Origin of the sequence: Streptococcus sp. SK643, from assembly GCF_000259505.1 — a bacterium.
Taxonomy (GTDB): Bacteria; Bacillota; Bacilli; order Lactobacillales; family Streptococcaceae; genus Streptococcus.
The window spans coordinates 43,992-67,609 of the sequence record NZ_AJMM01000025.1 but is presented as its reverse complement, the minus strand read 5'-3'; the positions used below and the strand labels follow the sequence as shown (position 1 = coordinate 67,609).

The following is a 23,618-nucleotide window of genomic DNA, read 5'->3' as shown; positions in this document are numbered from 1 at the left end:
AGAAGAAAAGCCTTGTATACAATAGAAGAAAACGATTACACGTTAAGGTGCCTTAACGGACAGTAAAAGGAGAAATCATATGACACAACATCTTACTGCAGAAGCACTTCGTAAAGACTTTCTTGCTGTTTTTGGTCACGAAGCAGACCAAACATTCTTTTCACCAGGTCGTATCAACTTGATTGGTGAACACACGGACTATAATGGTGGACATGTATTTCCAGCAGCCATTTCCTTAGGAACTTATGGGGCTGCTCGCAAACGTGATGACCAAGTCTTGCGTTTCTACTCAGCTAACTTTGAGGACAAGGGCATTATCGAAGTACCTTTAGCTGACCTCAAGTTTGAAAAAGAGCATAACTGGACCAACTATCCAAAAGGTGTCCTTCATTTCTTGCAAGAAGCTGGCCATGTCATTGACAAAGGTTTTGATTTTTATGTCTTTGGAAATATTCCAAATGGAGCTGGCTTATCTTCTTCTGCATCCTTGGAACTCTTGACAGGAGTCGTGGCAGAGTATCTATTTGATTTAAAACTAGAGCGTCTCGATTTGGTTAAAATCGGAAAACAAACAGAAAACAACTTTATCGGAGTCAACTCTGGTATCATGGACCAGTTTGCTATTGGTATGGGAGCTGACCAACGTGCTATTTATCTTGATACTAACACCTTAGAATATGACTTGGTGCCACTTGATTTGAAAGACAATGTCGTTGTTATCATGAACACTAACAAACGCCGTGAATTGGCGGACTCTAAATACAATGAACGTCGTGCTGAATGTGAAAAAGCAGTGGAAGAATTGCAAGCAGCCTTAGATATTCAGACCTTGGGTGAATTGGATGAGTGGACTTTTGACCAATATAGCTACCTAATCAAAGATGAAAATCGTTTGAAACGTGCTCGCCATGCTGTGCTTGAAAATCAACGTACCCTTAAAGCTCAAGCAGCTCTTCAAGCAGGTGATTTGGAAACATTTGGTCGCTTGATGAATGCTTCTCACGTTTCTCTTGAGCATGATTATGAAGTAACTGGTTTGGAATTGGATACTCTTGTTCACACAGCTTGGGCTCAAGAAGGTGTTCTCGGTGCTCGTATGACAGGGGCAGGTTTTGGCGGATGTGCCATTGCCTTGGTGCAAAAAGATACTGTTGAGGCCTTTAAGGAAGCTGTTGGAAAACACTACGAGGAAGTAGTTGGCTACGCTCCAAGCTTCTATATCGCTGAAGTTGCAGGTGGCACTCGCATCCTTGACTAGTCAAAAGGAGGCTCTATAGTGACCTTAGTAGATAAATTTGCAACACATGTCATTTCTGAAAGTTCATTTGAGGAAATGGATCGAATCTACCTGATCAATCGTGTCTTGGCACGAGTGGGAGAAGGTGTGTTGGAAGTTGAGACCAATCTGGACAAATTGATTGATCTCAAGGACCAGCTGGTTGAGGAAGCCGTTCGATTAGAAACGATTGAGGATAGTCAGACTGCGCGTGAGATTCTCGGTGCTGAACTGATGGACTTGGTGACTCCTTGTCCGAGTCAGGTCAATCGGGATTTCTGGACAACCTATGGCCAATCTCCTGAGCAAGCGATAGAGGATTTTTACCAACTCAGTCAGAAAAATGACTACATCAAACTCAAGGCCATTGCTAAAAATATCGCTTACCGTGTTCCATCTGATTACGGTGAACTTGAAATTACCATCAACCTCTCTAAGCCTGAAAAGGATCCGAAAGAGATTGCGGCAGCCAAGTTGGTGCAAGCTAGTAATTATCCTCAGTGTCAGCTCTGTATTGAAAATGAAGGCTACCATGGCCGGGTTAATCATCCTGCTCGCAGTAATCATCGTATTATCCGATTTGAACTGGGAAATCAAGAATGGGGTTTCCAGTATTCTCCTTATGCCTACTTTAATGAGCACTGTATTTTCTTAGATGGCCAGCATCGTCCCATGGCCATTAGTCGTCAGAGTTTTGAACGTCTGCTGGCTATCGTAGAGCAGTTTCCAGGATATTTTGCAGGCTCTAATGCCGACCTGCCGATTGTGGGTGGCTCTATTCTGACTCATGATCACTATCAGGGAGGCCGTCACGTATTTCCTATGGAATTGGCTCCCTTGCAAAAGCCCTTCCGATTTGTAGGTTTTGAGCAGGTCAAGGCTGGAATTGTCAAGTGGCCCATGTCAGTGTTGCGTCTGACTTCGGATTCCAAAGAGAATTTGATCAACTTGGCTGATAAGATTTTGCAGGAATGGCGTCAGTATTCAGATCCTACTGTGCAGATTTTGTCAGAGACAGACGGGATACCGCATCATACCATCACACCCATTGCCCGTAAACGCAATGGACAGTTTGAGTTGGACTTGGTCTTGCGGGACAATCAGACTTCTGCAGAATATCCTGACGGTATCTATCATCCTCACAAGGATGTCCAACATATCAAGAAGGAAAATATCGGCTTGATTGAGGTCATGGGCTTGGCAATTCTTCCACCACGTCTGAAAGAAGAAGTGGAGCAAGTGGCAGCCTATCTTGTAGGGGAAGCTGATACAGTTGCCGACTATCATCAGGAATGGGCAGACCAACTTAGAGATCAATATCCAGACCTAACAGATAAAGAAAAAGCCCTTGAAATCGTCAAGGACTCTGTAGGTGCTATCTTTGCGCGTGTACTTGAGGACGCAGGGGTTTACAAGCAGACAGAACAAGGACAGGCAGCCTTTATGCGCTTTGTGGAGCAGGTCGGAATTTTGCCAGACTAGGAGCTTTCTCCTTGCACAGTCCTATAAAAAGTAGTATCATAGTGTCGTTTGAAATATCAGGAGGAAACGATGAAAGATTTTCATTTTGACGCTATATCTGCCTTTGAAAATTACGAAATTGAAAAAATGAGAGATGGTCACGTTGTAGTGACGACCAAAGTAGTGGACTCGTCGCTCAACTACTATGGCAATGCCCATGGTGGCTATCTATTTACTCTTTGTGACCAGATCAGTGGTTTGGTGGTTATCTCGCTGGGGCTTGATGGAGTGACACTCCAATCTTCTATCAACTACCTCAAAGCAGGAAAACTCGACGATGTGCTGACCATCAAAGGAGAATGTGTCCATCAAGGTCGCACAACCTGTGTGGTGGATGTTGATATCACCAATCAAGAGGGCAGAAATGTCTGCAAAGCAACCTTTACCATGTTTGTTACAGGCCAACGGTCAGAAGACAGACAGGTGAGGATATAGATAAACAAAAAAGAGGCTCGCACCTCTTTTTCTTATTTCTTTTTATGATTTAATACGGCATTGAGGACAATGGCAAGTAGGCTGGCTACGACGATTCCGTTTGAGAAGAACATTTGGAAGGCTGTCGGCATGCTGACAAAGAGATTACTGTTGTTGAGTCCGACCCCTGCAGCGATTGAAACTGCTGCGATAAGGAAGTTATGTTCATTGTTAGCAAAGTCAACACGGGCGAGGATTTGCATCCCTTGAATAGACACAAAACCAAACATTACCAGCATGGCACCACCGAGGACAGGGCTCGGAATGATTTGGGCAAGGGCGCCAAACTTAGGTAGGAGTCCAAGGAGAACCAGGAAACCAGCTGCGTAGTAGATTGGCAGGCGAGTCTTGATACCTGACAATTTAACCAAACCAACGTTTTGTGAAAATCCTGTGTAAGGGAAGGTGTTAAAGATTCCTCCGAGAAGTACGGCCAAACCTTCTGCACGGTAACCGTTGCGCAGGCGCGTGCTGTCGATTGGGTCTTTCGTGATATCAGACAAGGCCAGATAAACACCAGTTGACTCAACCATAGACACCGTTGCGATGATACACATCATGATAATAGATGAGATTTCAAAGGTTGGCATTCCAAAGTAGAGAGGAGTTGGGACATGGACAAGCGGTGCTGCCGCAACAGGAGAGAAGTCCACCAAGCCCATAGTAGCAGCGATGGCAGTTCCAACAACTAGACCAATCAAAATGGAGATAGACTTGATAAATCCTTTGGTAAAGATGTTAATCAAGAGGATAATCAGAACAGTGATAGCTGCAAGCAAGAGACTTTGACCAGTTGGCTCTGGAACATTATTTCCCATATTTCCAATAGCGACAGGAATCAAGGTTAAACCAATCGTGGTAATAACAGATCCTGTTACGATAGATGGGAAAAGATTGGCAACTTTTGAGAAGATGCCTGAAACAAGAACCACGTAAATCCCTGATGCGATGAGGGCTCCAAACATAGCGCCACTACCATGGCTTTGCCCAATCATAATCAGGGGAGCGACAGATTGGAAGGCAACTCCGAGAACGACTGGGAGTCCAATTCCAAAGTATTTGTTGAGTTGGAGTTGAAGTAAGGTTGCTACCCCACACATGAAGATATCTGTAGAAATCAGGTAAGTCAACTGCTCAGCTGAATAGCCAAGGGCTGTCGCAATCATGATGGGAACCAGGATGGATCCTGAGTACATGGCTAGTAAGTGCTGCAAGCCAAGAACGGCTGCTTGCGAGTGTTTTTCTTGAGTTTGCATTAGAGATCTGCCTCCTTAAATACGACTTGACCATTTTCAAAACGATCCAAACGAGCGAGTGATAGAACAGGGTAGCCTGCTTTTTCAAGCAAATCACGGCCATCTTGGAAGGATTTTTCAATCACGATACCAATAGCTTCAACTGTTGCACCGGCCTGTTCGATAATTTGAATCAAGCCTTTGGCAGCTTGGCCGTTAGCAAGGAAATCGTCGATAATCAAAACCTTGTCCTCTGGAGATAGGAATTTTCCAGCGATAGAAACGGTACTGGTCACTTGCTTGGTAAAGGAGTAGACTTGGGCAGTTAAGATGCCTTCGTTCATAGTAATGTTCTTAGCTTTTTTGGCGAAAATCATGGGAACGTTTAAGGCTTCCGCTGTAAAAACGGCTGGGGCAATACCCGACGCTTCAATGGTCACAACCTTGGTAATGCCAGCAGAAGCAAATTTTTCCGCAAAAACTTTACCAATCTCTCGCATCAGGCTAAAGTCAACTTGGTGGGTTAAAAAGGAATCTACCTTGAGGATGTTATCACCCAAGATATGCCCATCCTTGAGGATGCGCTCTTCTAATAATTTCATAAGACCTCCTAAAGTCTAAAAGCCAATCCATTTACTTGTTTCAGATTTCTATCTAGTAAAACTGATAGAAAAAGGACCTACTTAATCTCTAAGTAAGTCCCCAAAATAGGCATGGCAAAAACGACCATACCTCACTTCTGACTTACTTATTGTTAGGTGTTCCGGCACCTTGTAGAAACGTCGTGCCAATTCACGACATAAACAAGTAAAACGATATTCAATTTTAAATAGGCTTGAGCCAATGTTTTTATTTTACACTAAATAACTTTAAAAATCAAATGTTTTGTTAGTGTTTTGGTTTAAAAAACGAACAAATATAATAAAAATGGGCGAAAATTAACTTATTGACTAACATTTAGAAGGTTTTTCCATTATAAAAGGCATATTATTAAGTTTTTAAACACCTGACAACATGCCTTTTTCTAATTTTAAAGACTTTTTTCCAATCTTTAATATTCTACTCGCTAAATCTTAAAAAATAGCCATCGGGGTCCAAAACTGCAAATTCATGTGGATATATAAAGCTATCTCCTACTCGAAATTCTCTTTTTGTCAGGGGACGATGGATAGGATAGTCAGCTTCCAGCAGTTTTTGGTGGAGCTGAGGAACATCTGCAATGCCAAAGGAAATATTGACACCGCGCCCGAAAGGATAGGTCAGCTGAGCTAATTCTTCTGCGCTGCCTTCTTCTAGCATAAGTTGGCAGTCTTCAAGCGAGAGGAAGAGAAATTTCTCCTCTGGACGCTCGTATTCGACAGAGAATCCTAGCAGGTCGCAGTAGAAGTGGCGTGATTTTTCGATGTCAGATACTACAAATTCAGGAATGACAGCTTGATAGTCCATTCGTTTTCTCCTCTTAGAGTTCAATCTCCATGACAATCGGTGTATGGTCTTGGCGAGCACCAGAATCAATCATGTCAGACTTGGTCACCTTGTCAGCGATGCGATTACTTGTGAGCCAGTAGTCGATTCTCCAGCCTGTATTGTTGATTTTAGAAGTCTTGCTGCGTTGTGCCCACCAAGTGTAGTGTTCTGGAACATCGCCGTGAATGTGGCGGAAGGTATCCGTAAATCCAGTTGCTAAAAGGTTGGTAAATCCAGCACGCTCCTCGTCGGTAAATCCAGGTGAACGGCGGTTGCTAGCAGGATTTGCAAGGTCGATTTCATTGTGGGCCACGTTGTAGTCACCGGTTGCAAGGACTGGTTTTTCTTTGTCTAGTTCAGTCAAGTATTCAGCATATTTGACATCCCAGACTTGACGTTCTTCCAAGCGTTTGAGACCATCGCCAGCGTTTGGAGTGTAAACTTGTGTCACGAAAAATTCATCAAATTCTAGAGTGATGATACGGCCTTCCAAGTCCATGGTAGACGGAGCACCGATTTCTGGGAAAGTGACAGTTGGTGTGAGTTCTTTCTTATAAAGGAACATGGTTCCAGCATAGCCTTTACGGGCAGGCTCTTGGGAAGATCGCCACGTGTTTTCGTAGCCTGGGAAGAGTTCTTCTAAAATTTCCAAGTGTTTCTTTGTAGGCCCTTTGGCAGAAAGCTTGGTTTCTTGGATAGCGATGATATCAGCATTTTCAGCGACCAAGGTTTGTAGGACTTCTTGGGACAATTTGGCACGAGCTGAGTCACTAGTTAGGGCAGCATTGAGGGAATCAATATTCCATGAGATGAGTTTCATAAAGTTACCTTTTTCATTCAGATTATAGATTTTATTATACCAAAAAAAGGTCTATTTCCCCAACGTATGGCTTGAAAAATCACTCTCTTTCGTTTATAATGAAGAATGATTTTATGAAAGGGAGTGAAAATAAATGAAATTTTACTCATATGACTATGTACTTAGCCAAATCAGTCAGCAAAATGGCATCATGATTGGCTTTGGGATTGTGCTCCTAGCTATCACAGGATTTTTTGCCTTTAAGGCCTATCGAGATAAAAAGGGGACTAAGTTTCGGGAATTGGTCATGATTTTGGCCTTGACCTTAGTAGCCATGCTTTTGGTGACAATTTCAAAATACCAGACCAATCAAGCCTCTAACAATCAATTTCAAACTTCACTTCATTTTATAGAGGTTGTTTCCAAAGACTTGGGAGTGGATAAATCAGAAGTTTATGTCAACACTTCAGCTGCCACTGATGGAGCGCTTGTCAAGGTAGGTCCAAATTTCTACCGCGCCATGAACGGGAGCCAACCAGACAAGTATCTTTTAGAGAAATTAGAATTGAATCAAACAGACGCTATTGAATTGGTGGAGGTAAACAAATGACACTCAATTATATGGAAATTTTAATCAAACTGGCCTTGGGTCTTTTCTCTCTTGTTTTTGTTATTAATGTGACAGGAAAAGGGAACCTAGCACCTAACTCTGCGACAGACCAAATTCAGAACTATGTTCTTGGTGGTATCATCGGTGGGGTGATTTACAATAGTTCAATCAGTATCCTGCAATACGCAGTGATTTTGATGATGTGGACGATTTTGGTTTTGACCCTAAAGTGGCTCAATAACAATGTTCGCTTTGTCAAACGCTTGATTGATGGGAAACCAACTCTCCTCATCAAAAATGGGCAGATTGACCCAGAAGCCTGTCGTTCAGTTGGCTTGTCTGCGGCAGAAGTTGCTCTCAAACTTCGTAGTCAAGGGATTTTCCAGATGAAACAAGTCAAACGAGCTGTGCAGGAGCAAAATGGCCAACTCATCGTGGTCCAAATGGGGGATGAAAATCCTAAGTATCCAGTTGTGACTGACGGTGTGATCCAAGTTGATGTCTTGGAATCGATTGGTCGTAGCGAAGAGTGGTTGCTTGATAACCTCAACAAGCAAGGACATGACAATGTAGCTAATATCTTTATCGCTGAGTATGACAAGGGTGCCGTTACAGTCGTAACCTATGAATAAGAAAAACCTGGGGTCTTGGCCTCAGGTTTCTATTTGCAATCAGAAAGGGATTTTATGTCCATTATTCAAAAACTTTGGTGGTTTTTCAAGTTAGAAAAACGCCGTTATCTAGTCGGAATTGTGGCCCTGATCTTGGTTTCCGTCCTCAATCTCATTCCCCCCATGGTCATGGGGCGGGTCATCGATGCCATTACTTCGGAGCAATTAACCCAGCAGGACCTCCTTCTTGACCTATTTTACTTGCTTCTTGCGGCCTTTGGGATGTACTATCTGCGCTATGTTTGGCGGATGTATATCCTTGGGACTTCCTACCGTCTGGGACAGATTATGCGGTCTCGCTTGTTTGAGCATTTCACAAAAATGTCTCCAGCCTTTTATCAGACTTATCGGACGGGGGACCTGATGGCGCACGCAACCAACGATATCAATGCCTTGACTCGTCTAGCAGGTGGTGGGGTCATGTCTGCGGTGGATGCCTCTATCACGGCTCTAGTGACTTTACTGACCATGCTCTTTAGCATTTCATGGCAGATGACCTTGGTTGCCATTCTTCCTCTGCCTTTCATGGCTTATGCGACCAGTCGTCTAGGGAGAAAGACCCACAAGGCTTTTGGAGAATCGCAAGCCGCCTTTTCCGAACTCAATAACAAGGTACAAGAGTCCGTATCAGGTATTAAAGTGACCAAGTCTTTTGGTTACCAGGCGGACGAGCTCAAGTCCTTTCAGGCAGTCAATGAATTGACCTTCCAAAAGAACCTGCAAACCATGAAATACGATAGTCTCTTTGACCCCATGGTTCTCTTGTTTGTTGGTTCCTCCTATGTTTTAACGCTTTTGGTCGGCTCCTTGATGGTTCAGAAAGGGCAGATTACGGTTGGAAATCTGGTCACCTTTATCAGCTACTTGGATATGCTGGTTTGGCCTCTTATGGCCATCGGCTTCCTCTTTAATATTACCCAGCGAGGGAAGGTTTCCTACCAGCGGATTGAGGAACTTTTGTCTCAGGAATCACCTGTACAAGACCCTGAGTTACCTCTAGACAGTATTGAAAATGGGCGCTTGCAGTATGCCATTGATAGCTTTGCCTTTGAAAATGAGGAAACACTGACAAATGTTCACTTTAGTTTGGAAAAAGGGCAAACACTGGGCTTGGTCGGGCAGACAGGTTCTGGGAAAACATCTTTGATCAAGCTCCTCTTGCGTGAGTATGATGTGGACAAGGGAGCCATTTATCTAAATGGTCACGATATTCGGGACTACCGTCTGACAGATCTTCGTAGTCTTATGGGCTATGTTCCTCAGGACCAGTTTCTCTTTGCGACCTCTATCTTAGACAATATTCGCTTTGGGAATCCTGATTTACCACTTTCAGCTGTCGAGGAAGCGACTAAGTTAGCCCAAGTTTACCAAGACATTGTAGACATGCCTCAAGGATTTGATACGCTAATTGGTGAAAAGGGAGTCAGTCTTTCTGGTGGTCAAAAGCAACGTCTGGCTATGAGTCGGGCTATGATTTTAGACCCTGATATCTTGATTTTAGATGATTCCTTGTCAGCCGTGGATGCCAAGACAGAGTATGCCATCATCGACAACCTCAAGGAAACACGTAAGGAAAAGACAACCATCATCACAGCTCATCGCCTCAGTGCAGTTGTCCATGCAGATTTGATTTTAGTCCTGCAAAATGGTCAAATCATCGAACGAGGCAGGCACGAAGACTTGCTAGCTTTGAATGGTTGGTATGCTCAAACCTACCAGTCTCAGCAGTTGGAAATGAAAGGAGAAGAAGATGCAGAATAAGAAAGAACAATGGACTGTATTGAAACACTTGATGTCTTATCTCAAGCCTTATGGACTCCTGACCTTTTTGGCACTCAGTTTTCTCCTAGCGACTACGGTCATTAAAAGTGTCATTCCCCTTGTGGCTTCCCACTTTATTGACCAGTATCTCAGCAATCTCAACCAACTCGCTGTGACAGTTTTGCTGGCCTACTTTGGCCTTTATATCCTACAAACTCTAGTTCAGTATGTCGGTAATCTTCTCTTTGCACGGGTGTCATACAGTATTGTTAGGGATATTCGTCGGGATGCCTTTGCTAATATGGAGAAGCTAGGCATGTCTTATTTTGATAAGACGCCAGCTGGTTCCATCGTCTCTCGTTTGACAAACGACACCGAGACCATCAGTGATATGTTTTCGGGGATTTTATCCAGCTTTATTTCAGCAGTTTTCATCTTTCTGACAACTCTTTATACCATGTTGGTGTTGGATTTTCGTTTGACAGCATTAGTCTTGCTCTTTCTCCCCTTGATTTTCCTTTTGGTCAATCTCTATCGGAAAAAATCAGTGAAAATCATTGAGAAAACCAGAAGTCTCTTGTCAGATATCAATAGCAAGCTGGCTGAAAACATCGAGGGAATCAGAATAATTCAGGCCTTTAATCAAGAGAAGCGCCTACAGTCAGAGTTTGATGAAATCAACCAAGAACACTTGGTCTATGCCAACCGTTCTGTAGCCTTGGATGCTCTCTTTTTGCGTCCTGCCATGAGTTTACTGAAACTTCTAGGCTATGCTGTCTTGATGGCCTATTTTGGCTACCGTGGACTTTATCTGGGAATAACAGCAGGAACCATGTATGCCTTTATCCAGTACATCAACCGCCTCTTTGACCCCTTGATTGAAGTAACGCAAAACTTTTCAACCCTGCAAACATCTATGGTTTCTGCAGGCCGTGTCTTTGCCTTAATCGATGAGAGGACCTATGAGCCGCTTCAAGAAGCTGGCCAGGCTGTGGTAAAAGAAGGCAATATTCGTTTTGAACATGTGTGTTTCTCATATGACGGGAAACACCAGATTCTGGATGATATTTCCTTCTCCGTTAACAAGGGTGAAACCATTGCTTTTGTGGGTCATACAGGTTCTGGGAAATCGTCTATTATCAATGTCCTCATGCGCTTTTATGAATTCCAGTCAGGGCGAATTCTCTTGGATGATGTGGATATCAGGAACTACAGTCAGAAAGAGTTGAGAAAAAACATCGGTCTGGTCTTGCAGGATCCCTTCCTCTATCATGGGACTATCAAGTCCAATATCGCCATGTATCAAGAGATCAGTGATGATGACATAAAAGCTGCAGCAGCATTTGTGGATGCAGATTCCTTTATTGAGCAACTTCCTTTAGGCTACGATGCCCCTGTTTCTGAGCGTGGTTCCAGCTTTTCGACTGGTCAACGCCAGCTTCTTGCCTTTGCTCGAACGGTTGCTAGTCAACCTAAAATCCTCATTTTAGATGAAGCGACAGCTAATATTGATTCGGAGACAGAAACTCTTGTTCAAAATTCTCTGGCTAAGATGAGACAAGGGCGGACAACCATAGCTATTGCCCATCGCCTATCTACTATTCAAGACGCTAACTGTATTTATGTCTTGGATAAAGGAAGAATTATTGAGAGCGGGACTCATGAGGAGCTCTTAGCTTTAGAAGGAACCTACCATAAGATGTATAGCTTGCAGGCTGGAGCGATGTCCTAAGTGGTAAATCCTCTAAACTACAGATTTCTTTCACCGCCTTTTCCATTTTGTGGTATAATGAAAAATGTTGACAAATAGTATAATAAAAACAAAGGAGAAACAGCATGCTGAAATGGGAAGACTTGCCCGTGGAAATGAAATCAAGCGAGGTTGAGTCTTACTACCAGCTTGTCTCTAAAAGGAAGGGTTCGCTGATTTTCAAGCGTTGCTTGGACTGGGTTCTAGCCTTGGTCTTACTGGTTCTGACCTCTCCCATCTTTCTCATCTTGAGCATTTGGATCAAGTTGGATAGCAAGGGGCCAGTGATTTACAAGCAAGAGCGTGTGACCCAGTACAACCGTCTGTTCAAGATTTGGAAGTTCCGTACCATGGTGACGGATGCAGATAAAAAAGGAAGTTTGGTGACTTCTGCTAACGATAGTCGCATTACCAAGGTTGGCAATTTCATCCGCCGTGTGCGTTTGGACGAACTGCCTCAGTTGGTCAATGTCCTTAAAGGTGAGATGTCCTTTGTCGGTACACGACCTGAAGTGCCACGCTACACGGAGCAGTATAGCCCTGAAATGATGGCGACTTTGCTTTTACCAGCAGGGATTACCTCTCCAGCTAGCATCAACTACAAGGATGAGGACACCATCATCAGTCAAATGACGGAAAAAGGCCTGTCAGTTGACCAAGCCTATGTAGAACACGTCCTTCCTGAAAAGATGCGCTATAACCTCGCCTATCTTCGAGAGTTTAGTTTCCTTGGAGACATCAAAATCATGTTTCAAACCGTGTTTGAAGTGCTAAAATAAAGTAATCATGAGAAAATGAGTACAGATAAAAGGAGCAAATCAATGCCAAATTACAATATTCCATTTTCACCTCCCGATATTACAGAAGCAGAAATTGCTGAAGTAGCGGATACCCTGCGTTCTGGTTGGATCACAACAGGTCCTAAGACAAAAGAACTGGAGCGTCGCTTGTCCCAATACACACAGACGCCTAAGACTGTCTGCCTCAATTCTGCAACTGCCGCTCTTGAGTTGATTTTGCGCGTCTTGGAAGTGGGACCTGGTGATGAAGTCATCGTTCCAGCCATGACCTATACAGCTTCATGTAGTGTCATCACTCACGTAGGAGCAACACCTGTCATGGTGGATATCCAAGCAGATACGTTTGAGATGGATTATGACTTGCTGGAGCAAGCTATCACTGAGAAAACTAAGGTGATCATCCCAGTAGAGCTTGCAGGGATTGTTTGCGACTATGACCGTTTGTTCCAAGTTGTGGAGAAAAAACGTGATCTCTTTACCGCTTCAAGTAAGTGGCAAAAGGCATTTAACCGTATCGTGATTGTTTCTGATAGTGCCCATGCTTTGGGATCTACTTATAAAGGGCAACCAGCTGGTTCTATCGCTGACTTTACTTCCTTCTCATTCCATGCCGTTAAGAATTTTACAACTGCAGAAGGTGGAAGTGCCACTTGGAAAGCCAATCCAGCGATTGATGACGAAGACATGTACAAAGAATTCCAAATTCTTTCCCTTCACGGGCAAACTAAGGATGCCCTTGCCAAGATGCAACTGGGCTCATGGGAATACGATATCGTCACACCAGCCTACAAGTGCAATATGACCGATATCATGGCGTCACTTGGTTTGGTACAATTGGACCGTTACCCTGGTTTGCTAGAACGTCGTAAGGATATCGTGGATCGCTATGATCGTGGTTTTGCAGGTTCTCGCATCCATCCATTGGCACACAAGACTGATACTGTAGAATCTTCACGCCACCTCTATATCACCCATGTAGAAGGAGCAAGTTTAGAAGAGCGCAATCTCATCATCCAAGAATTGGCCAAAGCAGGAATTGCAAGTAACGTACACTACAAACCGCTTCCGCTCTTGACAGCCTATAAGAATCTTGGTTTTGATATGGCGAATTATCCTAAGGCCTATGCCTTCTTTGAAAATGAAATTACCCTCCCTCTTCACACTAAACTAAGCGATGAAGAAGTGGACTATATTATTGATACTTTCAAAACAGTTTCTGAAAAAGTACTAGTTTCATCAAAAAAATTGTAAAAAAGTCTTGACAAAGAGGATACAAAGATTTATAATGAATCACATAAATCAGAAAAGTAACTATTTTTAATCTTCAGGGAACCTGTGGTTATTGTGAACAGGTGGTTGGAAGTAGTGAAAGTGGGCTGATTTAAAAAATGAGTTTGAAACAATGAAAATTCGGTGTGCACACCTTACAGTGCAACTTGTTGTTAGACAAGGCAGAGATGTAAAGGGGAATAGTCTCTTTACAATTGAGGTGGCACCGCGTTACTAACGCCCTCACATGGAATTTAATTCTGTGTGTGGGCTTTTTTCTATCCGTCATTTTGTTTGTCTTCTATTAGGGCGTTAAGTAGCTTTGATGAACTTGAGTTCTATCTACAGCTCCTTGCCTACTACTAAAAGCAAACAAAAAGTCGAATAAATACAGAAAGAGGAAAATTTTATGACAACTAAAGGTTATTTTGGACAATTTGGTGGTAGTTTTGTACCGGAGCCGATTCAGGCTTTGTTGGATGAGTTGGAAGTGACATTTGACAAGTACAAGGATGATCCAGAGTTTTTGGCAGAATTTCGTCATTACTTGAAGGACTATTCAGGTCGCGAAACACCTCTCTATTTTGCGGAAAGTTTGACAGATTACTTAGGTGGAGCTAAGATTTACCTCAAGCGTGAAGATCTTAACCATTTGGGTTCTCACAAGCTCAACAATGTTTTAGGGCAAATTCTTTTGGCTAAACGTATGGGTAAAAAACGTGTTATTGCGGAAACAGGAGCGGGTCAGCACGGTGTTGCGACAGCAGCGGCTGCAGCCAAGTTTGGTATGGCCTGTGATGTCTACATGGGAGCAGAGGATGTGGAACGCCAACGTCTCAATGTTTTCCGTATGGAGATGATGGGAGCAACTGTTCATGCAGTTGAAACGGGGACACGAACTCTTAAGGATGCGGTTGATGCAGCCTTTGGAGCATGGATGAATGATTTGGAAGCATTCTACGTTTTGGGATCTGCTGTAGGACCTCACCCATATCCTACAATTGTTCATGAGTTCCAAAAGATCATCAGTGAAGAATCTCGTCGTCAAATCTTAGAAAAAGAAGGTCGTTTACCAGACTACGTTATTGCCTGTGTAGGTGGTGGTTCCAATGCCATCGGAGCTTTTTCTCAGTATGTGGCTGATGAAGAAGTCAAATTGGTTGGGGTTGAAGCTGCTGGTCACGGACTTGATACAGACAAGCACGCAGCTACTATGACAAAAGGTAGTATCGGTATTGTCGACGGCATGAAGACCTATGCAGTCTTTAAGGAAGACGGAGAGCTGGCTCCGGTTTACTCTATCTCAGCTGGTTTGGACTATCCAGGGGTTGGTCCAGAACACGCCTACTTTAAAGATTCAGGTCGCGTAGAATATGTCGCTGCGACGGATGAAGAAGCTGTTCAGGCTCTCCTCCTTCTCAGCAAGACTGAAGGAATTATCCCAGCGATTGAAAGTTCGCACGCTATCGCAGAAGCAGTTAAACGTGCACCGAAACTTAGTAAAGATGACATCATCATTATCAATGTCTCAGGTCGTGGAGACAAGGACGTAGCTGCGATTGCAGACTACCTAGAAGCTAAAAAATAAAAGATGGAAAAATTACAGTCTTTTCTCTCACAGAGAGCTTGTGGTTGCTGGAAACAAGCAGAGAAAGCTGTAAGGTTGGGTCCATTTGAAACAAGAGAAGAAAACATAATTCTCAAGGGAGTGCCCTTTATCGCACAGCCTGTTACAGGAGGTATCTGAGACAGGAATGAGAGATAGGAGAAATCCTATAATTGAGGTGGCACCGCGAATTTCGTCCTCACGCAAGTTATTTTGCGTGGGGATTTTTCATACAGTCACCACGGACTAGAAGTAGAACTGAAAGGGAAATTACAATGGAACGAATCATTCATGGAGACGTCTTATCACCAATTTTGGCTTATATGCGCCTAAAGGGGCAACACAAGGTTATCTTAGAGAGTATTCCGAGAGACAAGGAAACAGCTCGTTTTTCTATCCTAGCCTATAATCCAGTTTTTGAGATTAAGTTTGAAAATAGAGTTCTCTATCAAAATGGTCAAGTGATTGATCAGGATCCCTTGGATTTCCTTTATGAGGTGACTCATAAGAGACAGCACCATTCAGACCTACCTTTTTGTGGGGGAGCCATAGGTTTTGTTGGTTACGATATGATTTCGCTTTATGAAGAAATTGGTCAAATTCCTGAAGATACAATTGGGACGCCAGATATGCATTTCTTTGTCTATGAGAGTTACATGGTCTTTGACCACAAGAAGGAAAAAATCCATGTCATCGAGGATGCTCTCTATAGTGAGCGTAGTCAAGAAGCCTTGGAAGAAGCCTTGAACCAAGTGCTTGAGGAATTACGCATTCCTGCTCCAAATGAATTTGAAGACTTGGATCTATCTCCGTTAGACTTCAAACCGCATATCGCTCCTCAGAAGTTTGAGGAAATGGTGGAAACAGCTCGTGACTTGATTCGAAATGGTGATATGTTCCAATGCGTACTCAGTCAGCGTTTCTCAGCAGAAGTTACTGGAAATCCATTTGACTTCTACAGAAATCTCCGCGTGACCAATCCATCCAATTACCTTTATTTCTATGATTTTGGGGATTATCAGATTATCGGTGCCAGTCCAGAAAGTTTGGTTTCCGTCAAAAATGGCATCGTGACAACCAATCCGATTGCAGGGACACGACCAAGAGGCGCTACGGATGAAGAAGACAAGGCTTTGGCGACAGACCTGCTTTCGGATGAGAAGGAAACAGCAGAGCATCGGATGTTAGTAGACTTGGGACGAAATGATATTGGCCGCATCTCTGAAACGGCCAGTGTCCAAGTCACCAAGTATATGGAAGTGGAGCTTTTCCGTTATGTCATGCATTTGACCAGTGTGGTCAAGGGGCGTTTGCTTCCAGAACTCACTGCTATGGATGCCTTGAAAGCAACACTTCCAGCTGGAACAGTTTCTGGAGCACCAAAAATTCGGGCAATGAGACGTATCTATGAACTGGAAGCAGAAAAACGGGGCGTATACGCAGGAGCAATCGGCTACTTGTCTGCGACGGGTGATATGGATTTGGCCATTGCCATCCGAACTATGATTCTCAAAAATAAAAGAGCCTATGTGCAGGCTGGGGCAGGGATTGTCTACGACTCTATCGCCCAAAACGAATACCAAGAAACCATTAACAAAGCAAAATCTATGACTAGAATTGGAGAACTAAGACCATGATTTTATTGATTGATAACTATGATTCTTTTACCTATAACTTGGCCCAATACATTGGGAATTTTGCAGAAGTACAGGTCTTGAGAAATGATGATCCCAAGCTGTATGAAGAAGCTGAAAAAGCAGATGGTCTGGTCTTTTCCCCTGGTCCTGGTTGGCCAGTTGATGCTGGAAAGATGGAAGATATGATTCGTGACTTTGCTGGCAAGAAGCCGATTCTTGGGATTTGTTTGGGTCACCAAGCAATTGCCGAAGTCTTTGGTGGTAAGTTAGGCTTGGCTCCCAAAGTCATGCATGGGAAACAGAGCCATATCAGCTTTGAAGCGCCATCTGTTTTGTATCAAGGTATTGAGGATGGCCGTGCGGTCATGCGTTACCACAGTATTTTGATTGAAGAAATGCCAGAAGACTTTGAAGTGACAGCTCGTTCGACTGATGACCAAGCCATCATGGGGATTCAACATAAAAACCTGCCGATTTATGGCTTCCAGTACCATCCAGAGAGCATTGGAACGCCAGATGGCTTGTCCTCTATTCGGAATTTTATCGAGAAGGTTGTAAAGTGAGGAAACTAGGATGAAAGAGATTATTGAAAAACTAGCAAAGTTTGAAAATTTATCAGGTGTGGAAATGACGGATGTCATTGAGCGTATCGTAACTGGGCGTGTAACAGAGGCACAGATTGCTTCTCTTCTCTTGGCGCTTAAGATGAAGGGGGAAACACCTGAAGAACGCACAGCCATTGCACAGGTCATGAGAGGGCATGCCCAACATATTCCAACTGAAGTTCATGATGCCATGGACAACTGTGGTACAGGTGGGGACAAGTCTTTCAGCTTTAACATCTCCACAACTGCAGCTTTTGTCTTGGCTGGTGGCGGTGTTCACATGGCAAAACACGGTAACCGCTCGATTTCTTCTAAATCTGGTTCTGCAGATGTTCTCGAAGCCTTGGGCATCAACTTAGACCTCAAACCAGCTGAACTAGGTAAGGTTTTTGATAAGACTGGAATCGTCTTTCTCTTTGCTAAAAATATGCACCCAGCTATGAAATACATCATGCCAGCTCGTTTGGAATTGGGAATTCCAACGATTATGAACTTGACTGGTCCCCTGATTCACCCAATGGCCTTGGAAACACAGCTTCTTGGAATTAGTCGTCCAGAACTCTTAGAAAGTACAGCTCAGGTTTTGAAAAATATGGGTCGCAAACGTGCCATTGTGGTTGCTGGACCAGAAGGACTGGATGAGGCTGGTTTGAATGGAACAACTAACATTGCTCTTCTTGAAAATGGCGAAATTACCTTGTCAAGCTTCACTCCAGAGGATTTGAGCATGCAACGCTACGCTATCGAAGATATTCGTGGAGGCAACGCTCAGGAAAATGCAGAAATTTTGCTTAGTGTTCTCAAGAACGAACCAAGTCCATTCTTGGAAACTACAGTCTTAAATGCTGGTCTTGGTTTCTATGCCAATGGTAAGGCAGCTAGCATCAAGGAAGGAGTTGCCTTGGCCCGTCAAGTGATTGCTAGTGGCAAAGCCCTTGAAAAACTCAGACTGTTACAGGAGTACCAAAAATGAGTCAGGAATTTTTAGTACGAATTTTGGAGCAGAAGGCGCGTGAGGTTGAGCAGATGGAGCTGGAGGAAATCCAGCCCCTGCGTCAGACCTATCGCTTGGCTGACTATCTAAAACAACACCAAGACCGTTTACAGGTAATCGCAGAAGTCAAGAAAGCTAGTCCTAGTTTGGGAGATATCAATCTCGATGTGGATATTGTGCAACAGGCCCAGACTTATGAAGAAAATGGAGCAGTGATGATTTCTGTTTTGACAGATGAGGTTTTCTTTAAAGGGCATTTGGATTATCTGAGTGAGATTTCCAGTCAGGTACAGATTCCAACGCTCAACAAGGACTTTATCATCGATGAAAAGCAAATCATTCGAGCTCGCAATGCAGGTGCAACAGTCATCCTGCTCATTGTGGCCGCCTTGTCAGAAGAACGTCTCAAGGAACTATATGACTACGCGACAGAGCTTGGTCTGGAAGTTTTAGTGGAAACCCACAATCTAGCTGAACTAGAGGCAGCTCATAGACTTGGTGCTGAGATTATCGGGGTCAACAACCGTAACTTGACTACCTTTGAAGTTGATTTGCAGACCAGTGTAGATTTGGCTAAACATTTCAAAAATGATTGCTTGTACATTTCTGAATCTGCTATTTTCACAGGGCAGGATGCGGAACGAGTAGCACCATACTTTAACGGAATTTTAGTAGGGACAGCTCTCATGCAGGCAGAGGATGTGGCTCAAAGAATCAAGGAGTTGCAGATTGACAAAGGTTAAGATTTGTGGACTATCGACCACAGAAGCGGTGGAAACAGCCGTATCAGCAGGAGCAGACTACATCGGTTTTGTCTTCGCACCTAGTAAAAGACAGGTGACCTTGGATCAGGCTACTGAGCTGGCAAAGCTTATTCCTGCGAATGTCAAAAAGGTTGGTGTATTTGTTTCACCAAGTCGGGCAGAACTGCTAGAAGCGATTGACAAAGTTGGCTTGAACTTGGTTCAAGTTCACGGTCAGGTGGCAGATGATTTGTTTGAGGATTTGCCTTGTGCCAGTATTCAGGCTGTTCAGGTGGATGGAGAGGGTCATGTGCCCAATTCTCAGGCAGACTATCTCCTCTTTGATGCCCCTGTGGCTGGGAGTGGCCAGACCTTTGATTGGGCTCAACTGGATACGACGGAATTAGCTCAGCCCTTCTTTATCGCAGGTGGGCTTAAGGAAGACAATGTAGCAAAAGCAATTCAACACTTTACTCCCTATGCAGTAGATGTATCGAGTGGAGTGGAGACAGATGGACAGAAAGATCAGGAAAAGATTAGAAGATTTATAGAGAGGGCAAAGAATGGCATATCAAGAACCAAATAAAGATGGATTTTACGGAAAATTCGGCGGACGTTTCGTCCCAGAAACATTGATGACAGCAGTTTTGGAGTTGGAGAATGCCTACCGTGAAAGTCAGGAAGACCCAAGTTTCCAAGAGGAATTAAACCAACTTTTGCGCCAGTATGTGGGACGTGAAACTCCCCTTTACTACGCAAAAAACTTGACCCAGCATATTGGCGGAGCCAAGATTTATCTCAAACGTGAAGACCTCAACCATACAGGGGCTCACAAGATTAACAATGCCTTGGGCCAAGTTTTACTTGCCAAACACATGGGTAAAAAGAAAATTATCGCGGAAACTGGTGCTGGTCAGCACGGTGTGGCAACTGCAACAGCTGCAGCCCTCTTTAACATGGAATGTACCATCTATATGGGTGAAGAGGATGTTAAACGCCAAGCTCTCAATGTCTTCCGTATGGAACTTTTGGGAGCCAAGGTCGAGGCTGTAACAGATGGTTCGCGCGTGCTCAAGGATGCGGTCAATGCAGCCCTTCGTTCATGGGTAGCTAATATTGATGATACCCACTATATCCTTGGTTCTGCCTTGGGGCCTCATCCTTTCCCAGAAATCGTTCGAGACTTCCAAAGTGTCATCGGTAGAGAAGCTAAACAACAATACCGTGACTTAACAGGTCAAGATCTGCCAGATGCCCTAGTAGCCTGTGTTGGTGGTGGGTCGAATGCCATCGGTCTCTTCCATCCCTTTGTAGAAGATGAGTCAGTAGCTATGTATGGGGCTGAAGCAGCAGGACTTGGTGTGGATACAGAGCACCACGCAGCTACCTTGACCAAGGGTCGTCCGGGTGTCCTTCACGGTTCTCTCATGGATGTTCTCCAAGATGCCCATGGTCAAATTCTTGAAGCCTTCTCTATCTCAGCAGGTTTGGACTATCCTGGTATCGGTCCAGAACATTCTCACTACCACGATACCAAACGTGCCAGTTATGTCCCTGTGACAGACGAAGAAGCCTTGGAAGGATTCCAACTCTTGTCTCGTGTGGAAGGGATTATCCCAGCCTTGGAATCTAGCCACGCTATTGCTTTTGCGGTGAAATTGGCCAAAGAACTTGGACCAGACAAATCCATGATAGTCTGTCTATCAGGTCGTGGGGACAAGGATGTGGTTCAAGTCAAAGACCGCTTGGAAGCAGATGCAGCAAAGAAGGGAGAAGCTCATGCCTAAGACACTAACAGAAAAATTGAACGCTATTAAAGCAACTGGAAAAGGAATTTTCGTTCCCTATATCATGGCTGGTGACCACGAAAAAGGTTTGGATGGAATCGCTGAAACAATTAACTTTTTAGAAAATTTGGGTGTCTCTGCCATTGAAGTGGGCATTCCCTTTTCAGATCCTGTCGCAGATGGACCTGTTATCGAAGAAGCTGGCTTGCGCAGTTTAGCCCACGGTACCTCTACCCAGGCTTTGGTTGAAACCCTGAAAACCATTGAAACAGATATTCCACTAGTCATCATGACCTATTTCAACCCTCTCTTTCAGTACGGTGTGGAGAACTTTGTCAAAGATTTGGCTGATACAGCGGTTAAGGGTTTGATTATTCCTGACCTGCCTCATGAGCATGCCAACTTTGTAGAACCATTTTTGGCAGATACAGACATTGCTTTGATTCCTTTAGTAAGCTTGACCACAGGGATTGAACGTCAGAAAGAGTTGATTAAAGGGGCAGAAGGCTTCGTCTATGCCGTTGCTATCAACGGGGTGACAGGGAAATCAGGAAATTACCGCGCAGACTTGGACAAGCACTTGGAACAATTGCATCAAGTGGCTGACATTCCAGTTTTGACAGGTTTTGGGGTGTCTAGTCAAGCCGATGTAGAACGCTTCAATGCGGTGTCAGATGGCGTCATTGTTGGTTCGAAAATTGTAAAAGCTCTCCACCAAGGAGAGTCAATTGAGGACTTTATCAAACAAGCAGTAGCTTACCAAAAATAATCACACAAGCAGCAAGTAAGAGGAAAGGCACGAAAGGAAGTCTTTCCTTTTTCTTTTGCAGGAGAAAGGCTAGAATCCCCGTAGCAGAAGCAAACTGAATCAAGATGAGTAATTCTGTTGCGCTAAAGACGAGAGCACAAGAAGCTAAAAAGAGAAAATCCCCTGCGCCCATGCGGATATCGATAAAATGAGCCAACATTCCAAGGACAAGGAAGAAGACCATGACCAGATTCCAGCCAGAGCAGGCTATTAGGAGTAGATGAAAGACAATCCAGACCAGTAAGGGATATTCCTGATGCTTGATATCATAGATACCCAAGGTCAAACCAGCGGTGATTAGGACGACTTGACTCAAGGAAAGCAATTCCCAAGAGTAAAGCAGAAAGAGGAGACCTAAGCCTAGTTCAAAAAGAGCATACCAGAAAGGATAAGGAGTCTTGCAGTAGCGACATCGAAAGAGATGAAAGACCTGCGAGAAAATCGGAATCAAATCTAAGGGACGCAAGCGTGTCTGACAGGAATCGCAGTGACTGGCTGGACTGATAATGGATTGCTCTGGAAAACGGTCAATGACCAAACCAAGAAAGGAAGCGAGAATGCTCCCGACAAGAAAAAAATAAAAATCAATCATACTTATCTATTCGTAAAAAATAGGAGAAGTAGTATAATGGAGAAACATAGATAAGATGGTGAGGCAAAGATGACAATTCGTTTTGAAGAAAATGTGGGCACAGAAAATGCTCAGCTCGTCTGCCAATGGTCCAACTCCCTTGGCAAAGTTTTTCAAGAACAATGGATGGGAACAATGATTCCTTTTCCACTGACCCTTCAAACCTTGCAAGACTTGGAAGGAGTTTTTTCTATCTTTGATGGACACGAGTTTGTCGGGCTTATCCAGAAAATCAGACTAGAAGACAGTAATCTTCATATCGGGAGATTTTTTATCAATCCCCAGAAACAGGGGCAAGGCTTAGGTAGCCAGGCTTTAAGGAAATTTGTTAGTTTGGCATTTGAAAATGAAGACATAGATACTATTTCTCTAAATGTCTACGAGGCAAATCAAACAGCTCACAATCTTTACCAAAAAGAAGGATTTGAAATCGTTCAAATGGTTGAAACACCTATACGAAAATACATCATGAAAAAGGGTAGATAGCAGTCACGTGGGGCTGGAGTTCCAAGGATATCCAAGTATAAGGAAGTTATCTTTCAAAGTTGGAAACAAGATTTCTATGATTTCTTAGATAGAGGAGATAAACATGTCGGGACTTAAAAAAATACTAATCGTGATTGGAGCTGTAATTGCTTTAGCTACTGGCTTGAATCATTATTTTCAGTATCAAAAACAGCAAGAACATATGCAATTAAAAACCTCCTTTGAAGAGAGGGACAATATAGCCGTCTTACAACGCTTGATGGCATCAGAAAAATATGCACCTGACATCCGTAAAGCGGGCTATACAGTTCCTCCCGATGGAGATATTCGATTGGATGGAGGAATTGACTCCATAGAGATAAAAGGAGACATCGATTTGGATATCTCAAATCCGGAACGGAATGGGGTTACTGCTTATTTTGAAATAGAGATAGATGGTAAAATAACTAGTGTACTATATGAATTGGATAAGAACTTTGATTTAGTTTCTAGCGCCTATTTTCAAATAAATGAAAAAAATATAAATGAGAGAGTGACTATCCCTCAAGCTGAAGAAGAACGCCTGTTAAAGATTGTTCGAAAAGAGTTGAAAGCTTTTCTAGACAAGATGTATCAGACTTTGTATGGTTGATGTTACTGGTGAAAAATTGAGGCGAGACTCTGTTGAGGATGTGAATGATGATAAGAA

Annotated in this window: 24 protein-coding genes, 1 riboswitch and 2 other annotated features; of the genes, 19 read left to right on the top strand and 5 right to left on the bottom strand. The window is 43.5% G+C overall.

What is annotated here, in order from left to right:
• The first annotated feature begins 79 nt into the window (after positions 1–79).
• From HMPREF1117_RS09555 to HMPREF1117_RS09545, 3 genes are all read left to right on the top strand, one after another.
• Positions 80–1,258: a galactokinase gene (locus HMPREF1117_RS09555; protein ID WP_000191950.1), complete on the top strand. Its 1,179-nt coding sequence runs from the start codon at positions 80–82 to the stop codon at positions 1,256–1,258.
• A gap of 18 nt (positions 1,259–1,276) precedes the next feature.
• On the top strand, positions 1,277–2,758 hold the full coding sequence (locus tag HMPREF1117_RS09550) for a UDP-glucose--hexose-1-phosphate uridylyltransferase (protein WP_000176963.1): 1,482 nt from the start codon (positions 1,277–1,279) through the stop codon (positions 2,756–2,758).
• A gap of 69 nt (positions 2,759–2,827) precedes the next feature.
• Positions 2,828–3,232, top strand: a complete 405-nt coding sequence (locus HMPREF1117_RS09545) for a PaaI family thioesterase (protein ID WP_000651198.1) — start codon at positions 2,828–2,830, stop codon at positions 3,230–3,232.
• A 32-nt stretch (positions 3,233–3,264) separates the two neighbouring features.
• On the opposite strand, the gene HMPREF1117_RS09540 is transcribed toward HMPREF1117_RS09545, so the two are convergent.
• From HMPREF1117_RS09540 to HMPREF1117_RS09525, 4 genes are all read right to left on the bottom strand, one after another.
• Entirely contained in the window at positions 3,265–4,527 is a 1,263-nt protein-coding gene (locus HMPREF1117_RS09540; protein WP_001194506.1) for a nucleobase:cation symporter-2 family protein, read from the bottom strand.
• Positions 4,527–5,108 carry a xanthine phosphoribosyltransferase gene (locus HMPREF1117_RS09535; RefSeq protein ID WP_000770416.1) on the bottom strand — a complete coding sequence of 194 codons (582 nt, stop codon included), beginning with the start codon at positions 5,106–5,108 and terminating at the stop codon, positions 4,527–4,529. Before HMPREF1117_RS09535 ends, HMPREF1117_RS09540 begins: the two co-directional genes overlap by 1 nt.
• A gap of 129 nt (positions 5,109–5,237) precedes the next feature.
• A riboswitch (purine riboswitch) is annotated at positions 5,238–5,333 on the bottom strand.
• A 232-nt stretch (positions 5,334–5,565) separates the two neighbouring features.
• A complete protein-coding gene (locus tag HMPREF1117_RS09530; protein WP_000386217.1) occupies positions 5,566–5,952 on the bottom strand; it encodes a bleomycin resistance protein in 387 nt (128 codons plus the stop codon).
• Between the two features lie 13 nt (positions 5,953–5,965).
• On the bottom strand, positions 5,966–6,793 hold the full coding sequence (locus tag HMPREF1117_RS09525) for an exodeoxyribonuclease III (RefSeq protein ID WP_000767456.1): 828 nt from the start codon (positions 6,791–6,793) through the stop codon (positions 5,966–5,968).
• Between the two features lie 133 nt (positions 6,794–6,926).
• Between HMPREF1117_RS09525 and HMPREF1117_RS09520 the strand changes: the two genes are divergently transcribed.
• The 14 genes from HMPREF1117_RS09520 (at position 6,927) to trpA (ending at position 21,774) form a co-directional block, all read left to right on the top strand.
• Positions 6,927–7,382 (top strand): DUF3290 family protein, encoded by a 456-nt coding sequence (locus tag HMPREF1117_RS09520; RefSeq protein WP_000675332.1) that lies wholly within the window; start codon positions 6,927–6,929, stop codon positions 7,380–7,382.
• Positions 7,379–8,014 carry a DUF421 domain-containing protein gene (locus tag HMPREF1117_RS09515; protein ID WP_000174454.1) on the top strand — a complete coding sequence of 212 codons (636 nt, stop codon included), beginning with the start codon at positions 7,379–7,381 and terminating at the stop codon, positions 8,012–8,014. The genes HMPREF1117_RS09520 and HMPREF1117_RS09515 overlap by 4 nt, the downstream gene beginning before the upstream one ends.
• A gap of 54 nt (positions 8,015–8,068) precedes the next feature.
• Entirely contained in the window at positions 8,069–9,814 is a 1,746-nt protein-coding gene (locus tag HMPREF1117_RS09510) for an ABC transporter ATP-binding protein (RefSeq protein WP_000022565.1), read from the top strand.
• Complete coding sequence (locus HMPREF1117_RS09505) at positions 9,804–11,546, top strand: ABC transporter ATP-binding protein (protein ID WP_001180035.1); 1,743 nt, start codon at positions 9,804–9,806, stop codon at positions 11,544–11,546. The genes HMPREF1117_RS09510 and HMPREF1117_RS09505 overlap by 11 nt, the downstream gene beginning before the upstream one ends.
• A gap of 104 nt (positions 11,547–11,650) precedes the next feature.
• Positions 11,651–12,343, top strand: coding sequence for a sugar transferase (locus HMPREF1117_RS09500; protein WP_000922196.1), 693 nt, complete (start codon positions 11,651–11,653; stop codon positions 12,341–12,343).
• A 42-nt stretch (positions 12,344–12,385) separates the two neighbouring features.
• The gene (locus HMPREF1117_RS09495) at positions 12,386–13,615 is read left to right on the top strand and encodes a DegT/DnrJ/EryC1/StrS family aminotransferase (protein ID WP_001134522.1); all 1,230 of its coding nucleotides are present in this window, start codon (positions 12,386–12,388) and stop codon (positions 13,613–13,615) included.
• 34 nt (positions 13,616–13,649) lie between these two features.
• Positions 13,650–13,881 (top strand) — a binding site (T-box leader).
• Between the two features lie 161 nt (positions 13,882–14,042).
• Complete coding sequence (gene trpB / locus HMPREF1117_RS0102305) at positions 14,043–15,221, top strand: tryptophan synthase subunit beta (protein ID WP_000208445.1); 1,179 nt, start codon at positions 14,043–14,045, stop codon at positions 15,219–15,221.
• Positions 15,218–15,443 (top strand) — a binding site (T-box leader). It overlaps the preceding gene by 4 nt.
• A gap of 71 nt (positions 15,444–15,514) precedes the next feature.
• The gene (trpE, locus tag HMPREF1117_RS09485; RefSeq protein WP_000439658.1) at positions 15,515–16,876 is read left to right on the top strand and encodes an anthranilate synthase component I; all 1,362 of its coding nucleotides are present in this window, start codon (positions 15,515–15,517) and stop codon (positions 16,874–16,876) included.
• Positions 16,873–17,439 (top strand): aminodeoxychorismate/anthranilate synthase component II, encoded by a 567-nt coding sequence (locus tag HMPREF1117_RS09480; RefSeq protein WP_000601896.1) that lies wholly within the window; start codon positions 16,873–16,875, stop codon positions 17,437–17,439. The genes trpE and HMPREF1117_RS09480 overlap by 4 nt, the downstream gene beginning before the upstream one ends.
• A 10-nt stretch (positions 17,440–17,449) precedes the next feature.
• The gene (trpD, locus tag HMPREF1117_RS09475; protein WP_000658715.1) at positions 17,450–18,454 is read left to right on the top strand and encodes an anthranilate phosphoribosyltransferase; all 1,005 of its coding nucleotides are present in this window, start codon (positions 17,450–17,452) and stop codon (positions 18,452–18,454) included.
• Complete coding sequence (gene trpC, locus HMPREF1117_RS09470) at positions 18,451–19,218, top strand: indole-3-glycerol phosphate synthase TrpC (RefSeq protein WP_000076572.1); 768 nt, start codon at positions 18,451–18,453, stop codon at positions 19,216–19,218. Before trpD ends, trpC begins: the two co-directional genes overlap by 4 nt.
• Positions 19,205–19,804 (top strand): phosphoribosylanthranilate isomerase, encoded by a 600-nt coding sequence (locus tag HMPREF1117_RS09465; RefSeq protein ID WP_000169931.1) that lies wholly within the window; start codon positions 19,205–19,207, stop codon positions 19,802–19,804. Before trpC ends, HMPREF1117_RS09465 begins: the two co-directional genes overlap by 14 nt.
• The gene (gene trpB, locus HMPREF1117_RS09460; protein WP_000331304.1) at positions 19,782–21,005 is read left to right on the top strand and encodes a tryptophan synthase subunit beta; all 1,224 of its coding nucleotides are present in this window, start codon (positions 19,782–19,784) and stop codon (positions 21,003–21,005) included. The genes HMPREF1117_RS09465 and trpB (HMPREF1117_RS09460) overlap by 23 nt, the downstream gene beginning before the upstream one ends.
• Complete coding sequence (trpA, locus tag HMPREF1117_RS09455) at positions 20,998–21,774, top strand: tryptophan synthase subunit alpha (RefSeq protein ID WP_001127021.1); 777 nt, start codon at positions 20,998–21,000, stop codon at positions 21,772–21,774. Before trpB (HMPREF1117_RS09460) ends, trpA begins: the two co-directional genes overlap by 8 nt.
• Here the strand turns inward: trpA and HMPREF1117_RS09450 are convergent.
• The gene (locus HMPREF1117_RS09450) at positions 21,746–22,405 is read right to left on the bottom strand and encodes a prepilin peptidase (RefSeq protein WP_000564996.1); all 660 of its coding nucleotides are present in this window, start codon (positions 22,403–22,405) and stop codon (positions 21,746–21,748) included. The two genes, trpA and HMPREF1117_RS09450, sit on opposite strands and share 29 nt — an antisense overlap.
• 69 nt (positions 22,406–22,474) lie before the next feature.
• Here HMPREF1117_RS09450 and HMPREF1117_RS09445 point away from each other — a divergent pair, with 69 nt between their 5' ends.
• Entirely contained in the window at positions 22,475–22,930 is a 456-nt protein-coding gene (locus tag HMPREF1117_RS09445; protein ID WP_000155438.1) for a GNAT family N-acetyltransferase, read from the top strand.
• 103 nt (positions 22,931–23,033) lie between these two features.
• Complete coding sequence (locus tag HMPREF1117_RS09440; RefSeq protein WP_000015794.1) at positions 23,034–23,561, top strand: hypothetical protein; 528 nt, start codon at positions 23,034–23,036, stop codon at positions 23,559–23,561.
• Positions 23,562–23,618 lie beyond the last annotated feature (57 nt).